This window comes from Streptomyces xylophagus, assembly GCF_000716435.1.
Classification (GTDB): Bacteria; Actinomycetota; Actinomycetes; order Streptomycetales; family Streptomycetaceae; genus Streptomyces; species Streptomyces xylophagus.
The window spans coordinates 25,186-39,002 of the sequence record NZ_JNWO01000026.1 but is presented as its reverse complement, the minus strand read 5'-3'; the positions used below and the strand labels follow the sequence as shown (position 1 = coordinate 39,002).

The 13,817-nt window shown below is 69.2% G+C and carries 9 protein-coding genes; 3 read left to right on the top strand and 6 right to left on the bottom strand.

Going from position 1 to position 13,817, the window contains the following annotated elements; translation table 11 throughout:
• Positions 1–133: 133 nt before the first annotated feature.
• Positions 134–1,102 carry a bifunctional riboflavin kinase/FAD synthetase gene (locus tag OO70_RS40580; RefSeq protein WP_043683497.1) on the top strand — a complete coding sequence of 323 codons (969 nt, stop codon included), beginning with the start codon at positions 134–136 and terminating at the stop codon, positions 1,100–1,102.
• 90 nt (positions 1,103–1,192) lie between these two features.
• Here OO70_RS40580 and OO70_RS40575 read toward each other — a convergent pair whose 3' ends face one another.
• The 3 genes from OO70_RS40575 to eccE form a co-directional block, all read right to left on the bottom strand.
• Positions 1,193–4,195, bottom strand: a complete 3,003-nt coding sequence (locus tag OO70_RS40575) for an SCO5717 family growth-regulating ATPase (protein ID WP_043683494.1) — start codon at positions 4,193–4,195, stop codon at positions 1,193–1,195.
• Positions 4,196–4,473: 278 nt separating this feature from the next.
• The gene (locus OO70_RS40570) at positions 4,474–5,229 is read right to left on the bottom strand and encodes a hypothetical protein (protein ID WP_043683492.1); all 756 of its coding nucleotides are present in this window, start codon (positions 5,227–5,229) and stop codon (positions 4,474–4,476) included.
• Positions 5,229–6,497, bottom strand: coding sequence for a type VII secretion protein EccE (eccE, locus tag OO70_RS40565; protein ID WP_407702872.1), 1,269 nt, complete (start codon positions 6,495–6,497; stop codon positions 5,229–5,231). The genes OO70_RS40570 and eccE overlap by 1 nt, the downstream gene beginning before the upstream one ends.
• 286 nt (positions 6,498–6,783) lie before the next feature.
• Here eccE and eccB point away from each other — a divergent pair, with 286 nt between their 5' ends.
• Together eccB and mycP are read left to right on the top strand one after the other, a co-directional pair.
• A complete protein-coding gene (gene eccB, locus OO70_RS40560) occupies positions 6,784–8,313 on the top strand; it encodes a type VII secretion protein EccB (RefSeq protein ID WP_043683486.1) in 1,530 nt (509 codons plus the stop codon).
• Positions 8,314–8,442: 129 nt separating this feature from the next.
• On the top strand, positions 8,443–9,651 hold the full coding sequence (gene mycP / locus OO70_RS40555; RefSeq protein WP_051742065.1) for a type VII secretion-associated serine protease mycosin: 1,209 nt from the start codon (positions 8,443–8,445) through the stop codon (positions 9,649–9,651).
• Between the two features lie 45 nt (positions 9,652–9,696).
• On the opposite strand, the gene OO70_RS40550 is transcribed toward mycP, so the two are convergent.
• The 3 genes from OO70_RS40550 to OO70_RS40540 are packed head-to-tail and all read right to left on the bottom strand — an operon-like array spanning position 9,697 to position 13,033.
• Positions 9,697–10,248 (bottom strand): hypothetical protein, encoded by a 552-nt coding sequence (locus OO70_RS40550; RefSeq protein WP_043683483.1) that lies wholly within the window; start codon positions 10,246–10,248, stop codon positions 9,697–9,699.
• On the bottom strand, positions 10,245–12,548 hold the full coding sequence (locus OO70_RS40545) for a hypothetical protein (protein ID WP_043683480.1): 2,304 nt from the start codon (positions 12,546–12,548) through the stop codon (positions 10,245–10,247). The genes OO70_RS40550 and OO70_RS40545 overlap by 4 nt, the downstream gene beginning before the upstream one ends.
• A gap of 11 nt (positions 12,549–12,559) precedes the next feature.
• Positions 12,560–13,033, bottom strand: a complete 474-nt coding sequence (locus OO70_RS40540) for a hypothetical protein (protein WP_043683478.1) — start codon at positions 13,031–13,033, stop codon at positions 12,560–12,562.
• Between the last annotated feature and the right edge of the window lie 784 nt (positions 13,034–13,817).

Here is a 13,817-nt window from a genome sequence, read left to right as displayed (position 1 = left end):
TGGCACGTGCGCCCGGTCACAGCCTCCATGCCGATGCGGGGCGGAGGCCCCCGGCATGGCACCCTTAGACCTGCGTAAGAGGTCAATGACACAGGTCTACATACGGACACGGGTTCGATGAGGAGCGGTCACAGTGCAGCGCTGGCGTGGCTTGGAGGACATCCCTGAGGACTGGGGGCGCAGTGTCGTCACCATCGGTTCTTATGACGGGGTCCACCGCGGGCACCAGCTGATCATCCGGCACGCCGTGGAACGCGCGCGTGAGCTGGGCGTTCCCTCGGTCGTCGTCACCTTCGACCCGCACCCCAGCGAGGTCGTGCGCCCCGGCAGCCACCCCCCGCTGCTGGCCCCGCACCACCGCCGTGCCGAGTTGATGGCCGAGCTGGGGGTGGACGCGGCGCTGATCCTGCCCTTCACCAAGGAGTTCTCGAAGCTTTCCCCGGCCGACTTCGTGGTCAAGGTCCTGGTGGACAAGCTGCACGCGAAAGCGGTCGTCGAGGGCCCCAACTTCCGCTTCGGCCACAAGGCCGCGGGCAATGTGGCCTTCTTGATCGAGCAGGGCAGGACATACGACTTCGAGGTAGAGGTGGTGGATCTTTACGTGAGCGGTGCGGCGGGCGGCGGCGAGCCCTTCTCCTCCACACTGACCAGGCGGCTGGTCGCCGAGGGCGACGTCGAGGGCGCCCGCGAGATTCTCGGCCGCCCGCACCGGGTGGAGGGTGTCGTGGTGCGCGGCGCCCAGCGCGGTCGCGAGATGGGCTTCCCGACGGCCAACGTCGAGACCCTGCCCCATACGGCGATCCCGGCGGACGGCGTCTACGCCGGTTACCTCCACGTCGAGGGAGAGGCCATGCCGGCCGCGATCTCCGTCGGCACGAACCCGCAGTTCGACGGCACCGAGCGCACGGTCGAGGCGTACGCCATCGACCGCGTCGGCCTCGACCTGTACGGCCTGCATGTCGCCGTCGACTTCCTCGCGTTCGTGCGCGGCCAGGCGAAGTTCGAATCGCTGGAGGGCCTGCTGGAGCAGATCGCGCAGGACGTGAAGCGCTGCCGGGAACTGATCTCGGCGGACGCGGGAGACGCGGGCGACGCGGGGTAACTGGTCTCGTTCTCGTTTTTGTTTCTACGACGCCGAAGGGCGGCCGGTACCCACAGGTACCGGCCGCCCTTCGCGTGTGCCTGAGCCCGCTTACTGCTGCGGGGGTGCGGGCGGATAGGGAGGGGGAGTCCGGCCGTCGTCGGGCTGGGCGTAGCCGGGGTGTTGCGGGTACGGCTGCTGCTGCGGGGGGTAGGGCTGCTGGCCGTACGGCTGGCCGGGCTGGCTCGGCGGATACGGCTGGTTGGGCGCGGGCTGGCCGGGAGGCGGGCCCGTATACGGCTGCTGGCCGGCGGGGTACTGCTGCTGTCCCGGGTAACCCTGCTGTCCGGGGTACCCCTGCTGGCCAGGCATCGGCGGGGCCGCCACCGGCGGGGGGTTGCCGTCGCTCGTCCACAGGCCGTGCATCTGCTGGTGCCGTACGAAGTCCTCGGCGACCAGCGCCGCCAGGTTGAAGTACGACTCCCGCACCTTCGGCCGCATCATGTCGAGGTCGACCTCGGCGCCGGCGGCGAGATGCTCGTCGAAGGGCACGACCACGACACCCCGGCAGCGCGTCTCGAAGTGGCTGACGATGTCCTCCACCTTGATCATCTTTCCGGTCTCGCGCACCCCCGAGATGACCGTGAGCGAGCGCGAGACGAGATCCGCGTACCCGTGCGCCGACAGCCAGTCCAGTGTCGTACTCGCACTGCTCGCACCGTCCACGGACGGCGTCGAGATGATGATGAGCTGGTCGGCGAGGTCGAGCACACCGCGCATGGCGCTGTAGAGCAGACCGGTACCGGAGTCGGTGAGGATGATCGGGTACTGCTTGCCGAGGACGTCGAGCGCGCGCCGGTAGTCCTCGTCGTTGAAGGTGGTGGAGACGGCCGGGTCGACGTCGTTGGCGATGATCTCCAGGCCGGAGGCCGCCTGGGAGGTGAACCGGCGGATGTCCATGTACGAGTTGAGGTACGGGATCGCCTGGACCAGGTCGCGGATGGTGGCGCCGGTCTCGCGGCGCACACGGCGGCCGAGGGTGCCGGCGTCCGGGTTGGCGTCGATCGCGAGGATCTTGTCCTGGCGCTCGGTGGCGAGCGTGGAGCCGAGCGCGGTGGTGGTCGTGGTCTTGCCGACACCGCCCTTGAGGCTGATGACCGCGATCCGGTAGCAGGACAGCACCGGCGTCCGGATCAGCTCCAACTTCCGCTGCCGCTCGGCCTCTTCCTTCTTCCCGCCGAGCTTGAACCGCGAGGACGCGGCACCCGGCCGCCCGCTCTTCGCCTTCTGCTTCTTGTTGTTGAGCAGCCGGTCCGACGACAGCTCCACGGCAGCGGTGTAACCCAGTGGCGCGGCACCGGGGTTGATCGGCGCGCGCTGGTCGTGCTGCATGGGCTGCGGCCAGGCGGCGCCGGTGCGGGGGTCGATCGGGGGCTGGGGGTGGGGCTGTTGAGGGTGCGACTGGGACTGAGGGTGAGGCTGCGGTTGGGGGGTCTGCGGGGGGTGACCGGGGTAGCCGGGAGCGCCGGGGTGCTGGGCCTGCGCGGGGATGCCGGGCACGTCGGCCTGGGGAGCGGGGGCGGGCGGGAAGCCGTAGCCGCTCTGTGGGTCGGGTGCTGCGGGCGTGGGTTGGGCTTGAGGCGTCCCGGGCCCGGCCTGTCCCTGTTGCGGCGTCGCCAGGGGGAAGCCGTAGCCGCCGCCCTGCTGGTGCGGCGGGGCGGGGTTGGGCTGGGCCTGTTGTGCGGGCTGCGAGGGGAAGCCGTAGCCGCCCTGCTGGTTGGGAGGCGCGGGGTTGGGCTGGCCCTGTTGCGCGGGTGCGGGCGGGAAGCCATAACTACCTTGCTGGTCGGCCGTGTTGGGGGTGGGCCGGCCCTGCTGAGGCGGGGGCGGGGGGAAGCCGTAGCCACCCTGTTCGTTCGGTGCGCCTGGGGTGGGCTGGGCCTGCTGTGCCGGTGGGAAGCCGTAGCCGTCCTGGGGGTTCGGGGTGGGCGGTGCGTTCCAGGCGGCCGCCGGGGCGGGCTGCGGGGCCTGCGGCTGGAACGCGGGTTGCTGCTGGGGCGGCAACGGCGGCTGGGCCGGGGGTGCGACGGGCTGCTGCGGCACGGGTGGCATGGGCGGCTGAGGTGCTGCCATATCCGCCGCCGGCTGCGGCTGAGCTTGGGGCTGTTGCTGTTGCTGGGGCTGCGCGGGCCACTGGTCGGCCGGGGCTGGGGCGGCGGGCTGGTAGGAGGGCGGCAGGGGCGGGACCCCGGTCGGCGGGGTCGGCGGGCGGGACCAGGCCGGCGGAAGGTCCGGTACGTCAACGGCGGCATCCGTGGACGGAGCGGCTCCCTGGGGGGAGTCGGCCTCCGGCGCGGACGTGGGCGTCGTAGCGTCGGCGTTGTTCGACTCGTCGTCCGGGGCGTCGGCCGAGTCGGCGGGGTCTGCGGCAGGCGCCGGCGCGGAGGCTTCGGCACCGCTGTCGTCGCCGGTGGGCTCCGCGCTGTCCTCGTCCTGCGCGCTCACCTCGGCGGCGTCGGTGCCCTGGGTGCCCTCGGGGTCACCGTCCTCCGGCACTCCACCGTCGGGCGGAAGCACCTCACCGGCCGCCTCGCCCGCCAACTCCTGTTCCCCGGGACCCGATTCCGCACTTTCGGCACCTTCTACGATGCCCTCGGCGGGAGTCGGCTCCGGTGCGGCCGGAATCTCGGCGGGCTCCGACACCGCTTCCGGCACCGCAGCCCCCTCCGCGATCTCCCGCTTCAGCGCGCCGGAGGAGATCCGCATGGTCGCGCCGCCGACGAGGTCGCCGTGGTCGGAGTCCTCGTCGTCGTCCTCCTCGTCGGGGAGCGCGGGAGCCCAGCCGGTCGGGAAACCGGCGTTCGCAGGCGGGGCCGGCACCGAGAACGGGAGGCCGATCGGGGGCGCCGGAGGCGGCGGTGTGGCCGTACTGCCCGGCGGAGTCGGTGTCGGCGAGGCCTGTGCGGACGCGCCCGACGAGTTCTGCGTGTACCAGGCGGGCGGTGCGTAGTCGATCGTGAACTCGCCCGTCATCTCGATGGCGGACTCGTCGTCGGGCTGGTCATCGCCGGGTGTGGCCCAGCCCCCGCGGATCCCGTCCCGATCGCTGCTCACAATTCCTCCTGGTGTGGTCGAGCACCCTCGTGCCGTGCTGGGGCGACCGTTCGCACCATCCGATGCGCCGGGTTGTCCCCCTGGGGCCCCTGGGCGACGCACCATCCGCTCGCGGATACTCGTGACGTGCCCAGTCCCAGCCTAATCACGAAAACCGTGGACTCGGCAGGCCTGCCCGCCCCTTCGTGCACCACCGCACAACCGAGACCGGCGATAGCGGACCAAATCCCCCTGGGGATTGGCCGAATGGGATATTTGGGGCGCCGGTTTCCGTGCGGTCAGTCCATGCGGCGGGCCACGCCCAGCAGACCGACCTCCGCGTCCGTCGGCTGGGTCATCACGTACTGCCGGTCCCGCTCCGTGCACCACAGCGTGACACCGTCGGGCAGCGTCGGCAGGGTGTCGAGGTCGGCGCGCGGCAGGCCGATCACGCGCCCGATCTCCGCCGCCTCGTCCGGCGACACCCGCTGCACGCCGACCAGCCGCGCCTGACGCATCAACCGCGGTGCGACCGGGCTGAGATACGGCAGCAGCGTGAGCACGGACTGCCAGGGCGCCGACGTCACCCGCCCGCGCGGCGGCCGCATACCGCAATCCCGCACCACCAGCACCGGCGTACCGGCGGAGGCGCCCTGCGGGGGGACCCGGCCGACGTCGTACACCGCGAGGCCGTTCTGTCCGCCGCCCATCGCGTGCACCATCTGCATCCAGGCCTGCGGCCGCCCCGTCTCCACGGCGACGCGCGCGCCCGTGGCCGCCGCGCGCAGCGCCAGCACCTGCGCCGTCCACAGGCCGCTGATCAGCAGGATGTCGTACGGCGTCGGGCGGTTGACCCCGAGCACGGCCGGTTGGCCCTCGGGGTCTATGCCGACGACCACGCCGTCGTCCCCGATGGGCAGCGACAGCGCCTCCACCTGGTCGACGGGCAGTGCGTGCCGGGGATGGCGGGGGCCGAGCAGGCCGAAGCCGGCGCGGAGCCGGGAGGAGATGCTGACGGCCTGCGTGCCCTGAGGCTCCGTGGGTGTCATGGTCATCAGCGGGCACCTCCGAGGGGCAACGTGGCGAGAACGCCGGGGAGTTGTTCACGGTCCAGGCGGGCGAGGCCGGTGCGCTCACGCCGTGCCGCCTGCTCCAACTCGCGCCGGGCGTCGGTCAGTTCCTGGTTGCTGCGGCCGGTGATCCGCAGGTGCCCGGTGAGTGCCACATCCTGCCGCTCACCGCGGGCCAGCGTCAGACTGAAGGTCGTCGCCAGCGCGGGCACCGCCGTCAGTCGCGCCACCAGCTGCGCCAACGAGGTTCCGTTGTCGCCGAGTTGGGGCCAGCGGCGCACCCAGTAGGTGGTGTGCCGGCGGTTGTCGCAGCGCCAACTGCGGCTGGACTCCTCGGTCCGCCGCTGCGGCGCCTCGCTCCGCCCGGCCTGCGCGGTCACCATCGGGTTGGCGCAGGCGGAGGTGGCGATCGCGGCCGTCAACTCCTCCTCCGAGAGCACGTTGGCCCGCAGACCGGCACCGGACAGCCGGCTCGACAGGTGCTCCGCCGACCGCGCCAGACACTTCTGCGCGCCGACAAGACCGCCTCCGCGCGCGGCCACCGCTTCGGGGCACAGCTCGGGGTCGAGCTTCAGCGCGATCCAGGTGATGCGCACCGCGGGGGAGCCCGTCTGGGCCTGCAGCGGCGCGTAGTTGCTCACCACGACCGACTGCTGCGGCAGGTGCAGCGCGGGCGCGGGCTGCGTGTGCACCACGATCTGCGCCGACTCGAGACGGATTCCGTCGACGTCGAGGGTGTCCCGTACGAGGCCCACGGGCAACGGTCTGCGACCGCGCTCGGCACGCAACGCGCCCGCGTCCGACTCCACTTGGAGGACCGCGGTGAGGAAGTCGCCGTCGCCGACCATCCCGACCGGCCGCCGGTCGCGGTCGTCGCCGCGGTGGTAGCTGTACGTCCGCAGGTTCGGGTCGCACTCCACGGCGGGCGCGAGACCGGCGTCGGTCCCCGGGGGCACCGGGGTGCTCGCGGCCCGCCGGACCCGGGACCGCAGCGCCAGCAGCGTGCCCAGCCACTCCGGCAGGGAGCGCCCCCGGCGTCGTACGACAGCGAGGACCACGAGAAGCGCGGCGAGCACGCCCGCCGGCACGAGCGCCATCGGGCCGACGAGCCAGCCGGACACCACGAGGGCGGCGGCGAGCTCCAGCAGCACCAGCCGCTGCGTAGTGAACGAACCCCCGCGCCCCGAGCGCGACTTCAGATGCGGCGTGAAGGACCCCGATCCCGATCCGGAACCCGATCCGGATCCGGACATCGAACCCGATCCGGAACCCGGCATGGAACCTGATCCGGATCCCGATTGCGATCGCGACCGGTTCCGCGTTGCGGAAGCCATCACTCCAAACCCCCCGAACTCTCCCGAACTTCCCTGCGCTCCGGTCCCCTCAAGGCCAGAGCACCCTACCCGTGACACAAGCACACCCACGCAACAGGCATAGTAGGGGGCGGGTCTGACACCTGAGGTATCAGAGGCAATCGGGGGCTGTGGACGTATCTCCACAGGTCCTCCACGGCTCCGCACGGGGAGAGAGCGGACACAGATGGCATCACGGCGCGACGAACTCAACGCCTACACCTTCGCGAAGCGCCGCACGCTGGCGTCCTTCCTGCAGCCGTCGCCGACGGGCTCGGAAGAAGGTGCGCCGAAACCGCTGAGCGCGCTGGTGCCCGGAATCGTCGTCGGCGTGGTGATCCTCGCGGTGTTCGGCGGTATCGGCATGTTCAAGCCGACGGCTCCCCAGGGCTGGTCCGACGTCGAGTCGCACGTCATCGTGGCCAGCAAGTCGACCACGCGGTACGTGGTGCTGAAGACCGGCAAGGAGGCCCAGCTCCACCCGGTCCTCAACATGGCCTCCGCCAAGCTCCTCCTGGACCCCGGCAAGGACAGCGTGATCACCGTCGACGAGGACGTCCTCGACGGCGGCAAGCTCCCGCACGGCGCCACCATCGGCATCCCGTACGCCCCCGACCGCCTGCCCTCCCCCGACGAGGCCGAGGCGGCGAAGCGCTGGGCGGTCTGCGAGAGCCCCTCCGCAGGCGGCCGTTCCATCCAGAAGGCCGCGTTCGTGTTGGCCAAGAAGGACTGGTCGAAGACCGAGGGCGGCGGCAAGCTCTCCGGCGGCGACCTCATGTACGTCGTCGCCCCGGACGGCAAGACCCGGTATGTCGTCGACGCCAAGGGCACCGCCTACCCGCTGGCCGACCCCTCCGACAAGGAACTCCTCAAGGCCCTCGACACCCAGGGCCGCGCCCCGCAACGCGTCTCCCAGGAGTGGCTCGACACCCTCCACAAGGGCGACGCGATCGAGATCCCGAAGATCACCGGGACCCCTGGCACGAAGGCGAACGCCTTCGCCGCGGCGGAACTGCGGCCGTACGACAAGGTCGGTGAGGTCATCAAGGCCAACGACGGTCAGGCGCTGAAGTACTACGTGGTGCTGCCCGGCAAGGTCGCCCGCATCACGGAGTTCGTCGCCACGCTGCTGCTCAACAGCGGTGACCTCGTCCCGGCCGGACAGACGGGCGAGGCGCAGCCGGTCAGCCCGGGCGCGGTCGCCGACAGCACGACGTTCGAGGCCGACAAGAACTGGCCGACGTACATGCCGAAGACGGTCAACGACGGCACCAGCGCCACCGGCGGCCGCAACACGGTCTGCAATGTGCTGCGTTCGGTGGGCAGCGGCAACAGGACGACACTCTCCACCTGGGTGGGCACCACCTTCCCCGCCTCCCTCCCCACCGGCTCCTCCAGCGCGTACGTCACCGCCGGCTCCGGTCAGCTCTACCGCCAGGTCATGGGCACCGAGGAGGACGCGGGCCCGGTCTTCCTGGTCACCGACACGGGCCTGCGCTACGCCCTGCAGTCCAACAGCGACAGCACCACCGACGACAGCGGCATCGGTACGACGGCCAAGCAGCGCAAGGAAGAACTGAACGAGGCCAAGATCGCCCAGACCCGCCTCGGCTACGAGAAGGTCACCCCCGCCCGCGTCCCCGCCGAGTGGTCGACGTTCCTGCCGACGGGCCCACGCCTGTCGGAGGCGGCGGCACGGCAGCCGCAGGGTTCGTAGCGCGACGGGGGAGGACACCAACTCATGCTGATCACAGGGATGTTGAGGACCGGTACTGGTACCGGTACCCGTGGGCCGGCCCGCGCGGCGACTGGGCTGGCGACGGTCACGCTCACGGTGACGAGTGCGATGCTGGCCGTACCACTGTCGTTGTCCCTGGTGACCCCGGCGTGGGCGGACGACGGCCAGTGCACGTTCCCGTCGACCCTCTACGCGGGCCGCCCCTGGGCGCTGCAACGGGTCAACCTGGACGAGTTGTGGGCCCAGTCCACCGGCAAGGGCGTCAAGGTGGCCGTCATCGACACCGGGGTGGACGTCAAGAACCCGCAGTTGACGAAGGCGGTGGACGCGTCGGCGGGAGAGAACCTCCTGCCACCCAAGAACTCCAAAGGCGAGACGATCGACCGCGGCAACAACCAAGGCACCACCGACACGGTCGGCCACGGCACGCGCGTGGCGGGCATCATCGCGGCGCGCCCCGCCAAGGGGACGGGTTTCGTGGGCCTGGCACCCGACGCGACGATCATCCCGATCAAGCAGAACGACGCGGAGGGCGACGGCACGGCCGAGACCCTGGCGACGGCGATCCGTCACGCGGTCGACAAGGGCGCCGGCGTCATCAACATCTCCCAGGACACGGCGAACGCGGTGGCACCGGCCGACAGCCTCCAACAGGCCGTGGACTACGCCCTGTCCAGGAAAGTCGTGGTCGTCGCCTCGGCCGGCAACGACGGCCTCGGCGGCAACGTCCAGATCACCTATCCGGCCTCGTACCAGGGCGTCCTCGCCGTAGCGGCCTCCGACCGCAACAACGAACGCGCCTCCTTCTCCCAGTCCGGCGAGTTCGTCGGCGTGGCCGCCCCCGGCGTCGACATGATCTCCACGGTCCCGGGCAAGGGCCACTGCTCCGACAACGGTACGAGCTTCTCGGCGCCGTATGTCGCGGGCGTGGCGGCCCTGTTGAAGGCCAAGTACCCCCAGTGGACGGCCCAGCAGATCGTCGCCCAGATCGAACAGACCGCGGAACGCACGATCTCCGGCCACGACCGCCTCGTCGGCTGGGGCGTCGTCGACCCGGTCAAGGCCCTCACGGACGTCGACCCGGAACACCCCGTGGAAACCCCCAAGCCCGAGGGCGGCGTCGCGAAGGGCGAGGCGCCATCAGTGGCCCCCCTCCACTTCGGCGAAACGGCGGACGAACGGAACACGCGGCTGGGGACGTACGTGGTGGTGGGTGGGCTGGTTGTGGTGGCGGGGCTTGGGGGGAGCGCGGTGGCGGTGCGGGATGCGCGTCGGCGGAGGGGGCGGGTGACGGGTGCTGGTGGGGCGGGGAGTTGACGGGGGTAGAGGAGCGTGACCCCAGTTGTCAGCCCCGACACCCGCTCAGAGGGAGCTCCGCTTCTTGCAGGGCCCCTGTTTCTTGACCTTTGCCGTGTAGTCGGTGATCAGGCTCTTCATGGCCGACTCGTCCGACCGCGCAGGCTTCAGAACCTTGATGAGGGTGCTGATGTCCTCCTTCTGCACATCCGCTGCACGGCACTTGAGCAGTGAGACAGCGGCGTCGTCGACGTACGCGATGCTGGTGCCTTCCGTGAACTTCGGCTGTGTGACGCGGAGTTGGGTGTACAGGATGTGCCGCGCCGAGTCACCGGCGACGATGCGCTCCCTGCTCAAGGCCAGCACCATGACGTCGTCGACGTCGACTGTGCAGAGCAGCGCACCGTCGGTCGACCCCTCCGCCTGAGTGGTGAGCGTTTTGCCGGAGGCGGGCAGGAGCCGGGACAGCGCGTCGACCGGCACGGACACCCCGCACAGGGCTTTGGGCACCGTGAAGTCCCGGCTCGGCTTGTCCGCCGAGCAGCCGGCCGCGGTGACGGCGACGACAGCGGCGACGACTGTGGAGACACCCCGCAGGATGTATGTCTTGTGCCTCACTTCGCGTGACTCTCCGAGTTCCACAGAGCACCGTCCGAGTGGCTGACACCTGCGGCCGTGCGAATGGCACGCCTCAGATCGTCGGCTGTGTCGGAGTTGATGTGCTGATTGTTCACCAATGCGTTATTGAGCGCGGATTCGGCCGAATCGATGGCCGCTTCACGACCATTGCTGTATTGTTTTCCGGCCGCTAGTTCCGCTTCGGTCGTCGTGTCATGCTCAATGCTCTTCATGATGGACTCCTGGATGTCCTCGGAGGCCCATTCGAGAGGGGCGCCGGCAATGGGAATGCGTTCACCGACCTTCTCGATACCCATACCGAGGATGCGGTTCACCCATTTCTGCTTTTCGGCCGCTGCCTCGTTGAACGCAGTGTCCGACGCCGCGTGATACTCGTAGATCGCGTCGGCCCTGGAGTCGCTCATGATGCCCGCGATCGCCGAACCGGGCGCGACCACATCGCCCAGGCGTCCGTCCAGCGAGGCCGTCGAGTTGCTGCTGCCGTTGACGACGTGGTCCACGACCTCGGCGGTGTACGCCTGCTGCGCGCTCGTGATCGCCGAATATGCGTCTGGATCCTGCCCCACGACGCTCAGGAAACGAGCGGCGTGACCGCTGTCCAGACCGGCGGCGGCACCGAACGTCGGGAACAGGTCGCTGTTGGGGTCCTCCTTGTACATGGCCCGCTGGAAATCGCCCATGTACTCGGCGGTGATGTCTCCGAGGCTGTCGCGCATTCCGTACAGGGGACCCGATTCCTCGTCGTCCAGGTTGCCGTTCTCGTTGTGCCGAAGAAGTTCCGGATGCTCACCGAATTTGTCGACGATCTCACTGACCAGATGCGACCGGGCTTCCGTGTGCTTGATGGCATCACCGGAATCGTCGTCGTACGGTCGCCCGGTCGTCGCCGATTCCAGTGCATGCCCGAGCGCCTCGGGGCCGAAGGTGAGCGCGTTCTTCGTCTTGTCCTCGTCGGCGAGGATGTTCGCGTCGTTGGTGTCGACCGTCCAGTCGAAGTCCTCGTCCGTGAACAGATCGAGATACGAACTGAACCCCGGGTTGCCGGCCTTCACCGTGCCGTCCTCGTTGTACGCGGTCGGCGGCTGCGTGAAGAACTTCTCCGAGGCTTCGGGACTGTGACCGAGTGCTTCCAGAACGCTGTTGAGCGGGTCGTTCCCGGAGCCCAGTTGGCCTGACGGATTGAAGCCGTAGATGTCCCCCTGGCCGATGGCCTTGTTGTTGAGGAAGAAATACGGGTCCTTCTTGTGCAGTTGGGTGACGTGCTCGGCGATCGGGTCGAGGAACCGGGGGTCGTAGTTGCCGTAGCGCAGCAGTCCGCCGAGGACTTGGTAGCCGTACGGCTTGTTCCACTGGCCCTGCTCCCAGCCGATCTGCTGGGTGCCCAGCCGGCGGAACTCGGATCCCCAACTCGCGGGCAGATGCTGCCTGGTGTCCGGGTCCGTGGCGTTGGCCAGCGCGAACCCCATGTTCTGCTGCAGATCCTTCATGGCGTTCAGGCGGACCTTGCCGGCGTCGGGGCTCGTCCCGTCGATCGACATCTCGGCGTAGAACTCAAGTGTCTTCTCCGGCCCACCCAACCCCTGGTAGAACTCGGTCGCGAACTCCCCGTCCTTCTCCCGGCCGTTGAAGCGCATCAGCCGGTTGAACTCCTGGAGTTCCGCGTCGCTCATCTTGTCGCCCTTGTGGGCGAGTTCCAGGGCGCGTTCGGCCTGGGCGTCGTTCAGGGACTCGTATGTGCTGTGCCCCGCGTTGTGGGCGTCGCCGCCGTGGCTCTTGCGAAGCGCCCGGGCGACCGAGGCGTCGATCTCCGCGGCATGGGAGAGGAGCCGGTTGATCCGGTTCTCCAACTCCCGCTTGGCGTCGAGCTGTTCCTGCGTGCGTTCATCCGTGTCGCCACGGATGTGGGGGAAGATGCAGACGACCTTTCCGTCCCCGATGTCATTGACGCGTACCCCGAGAGCGCTCGCGTCCTTCCCCGCAGCGTCCTTGACCTGCTTCTGGAGCGAGACAAGTTCTGGATGCCCGTCGGCGAGCACCTGATAGATGCTGTTGGCCTCGGCGTGGAGATCCGAGACCTCCTTCGCCGTCTTCGCGATGAAGTCGCGGGTCACTGTCGCGTTGACGCCGGCCCACTGCGCGGATTCCGACTTCGCCTGCATTCCCTTGCGGGCGTTCTCCGCCGACGTCTTGAGGCTGTCGACGGTCTTCTTCCAGTCCGACACCGCGGTACCGAGCTTGTCGAGGTCGACCTCAACGAGGTCCGTGAAGGTGAGAGCCACAGCTGGTTCCCCTACTTGAAGTACTCGTTGAGTTTCGACACCGACACTGCCGAGCCGTCGCTGTTGCGAAGGACGGTGCCGATCTCGATGTCGTCCTCGGAATGACGCTTCTGGCTGTAGTCCAGGTGGTCGGAGATGTGAGCACAGGCCTGCAGCACGGACTTGACCTGGGACGTCCACACCTCGACGGTCGTCGCCAGGGCGCCGCCCGTCTCGAAACCACGTGACTTGAGGGTCGTGGCGGCCTGCGTCGTCGAGCCGGCACCGTCCTTGCCGGCCCCCGCGGTGGCGATGTCGGCGCCGGCATGGATGTCGTCGTACAGGATGCGAGCCTCATGCCCTACGGCCCCGAGGTCGTCCTGGTGCACGACGAGGTCCCCGGTGCCTCCGCCTCCGCCGTCCGGTGCCAGCTGATTGAGGCGCATGTGGGTCGGCTGCCGCTCAGCCGCTTGCGACTTGAGCTGCTCCCACTCTTCCCACGCCATGCATGGACCCCTTCCCCGTTTCCCCGTGTGCTCTGCCGCAGGTGCTTCCGCTCGGCGAACGTGACCGTCTCGACACCACCGCGCGGTCAAGTTAGCAACCAGGTCCGGGCAAAGTCCGGGTCATATCCGTAATGCCGTGATTGTTATCGCGTGAAGTTCTGGAGGAGATGGCTCGGTTGGCTGCGTCGGGCTGTGCCATCACCCGTCGGGCGACCGAACTGTTCAGCCTGGGGCGGAGGTTGCTGTGCGGACCGCCCACGCGATCGCCCCGTTCCGCTTGGCCCCGCAGTTTGCTCTTCACCCAATGGAAGTGCATGCGGTGGAGCGCATTGGCGTCAACGTGACAGCCGAAGTCTCAGGCTCCGGTTCATGGACCCGAGGCTCGTCCGGTCCGATCCAGGGGTGGCTCGGGTCGTGGAGGGTGAGCCCTCTGGTCCCCGCTGTCGCCCACTTGGCGGCGAGGGGGTGGTAGCGGTTCGTCGCGGCATCCGAAGGGGGTGGATGCAACGAGTCAGCGACTCAAGGGAGTTGCCCAGGTCGCGCATCGATCGCGTGTGGAAATTTGATGGAGATCGCGAGGGGTGAAGCTTTCGCGGGAGTCGGCCGCGGTCACGATTGGTCGGCCGGTGGCTGGGTACTGACCAGAGGTTGCGTGACTGGTGGGACCAAAACCGGTAAATCGGGCGAAGCGTGGCGTCTGGCCCGGTGTCGTAACTGAGTTGGCGCACGGGCCGGTTGGACCCGATGTGCACGTTGACTACAGTGGTAAACGCGTTGTCAGGCG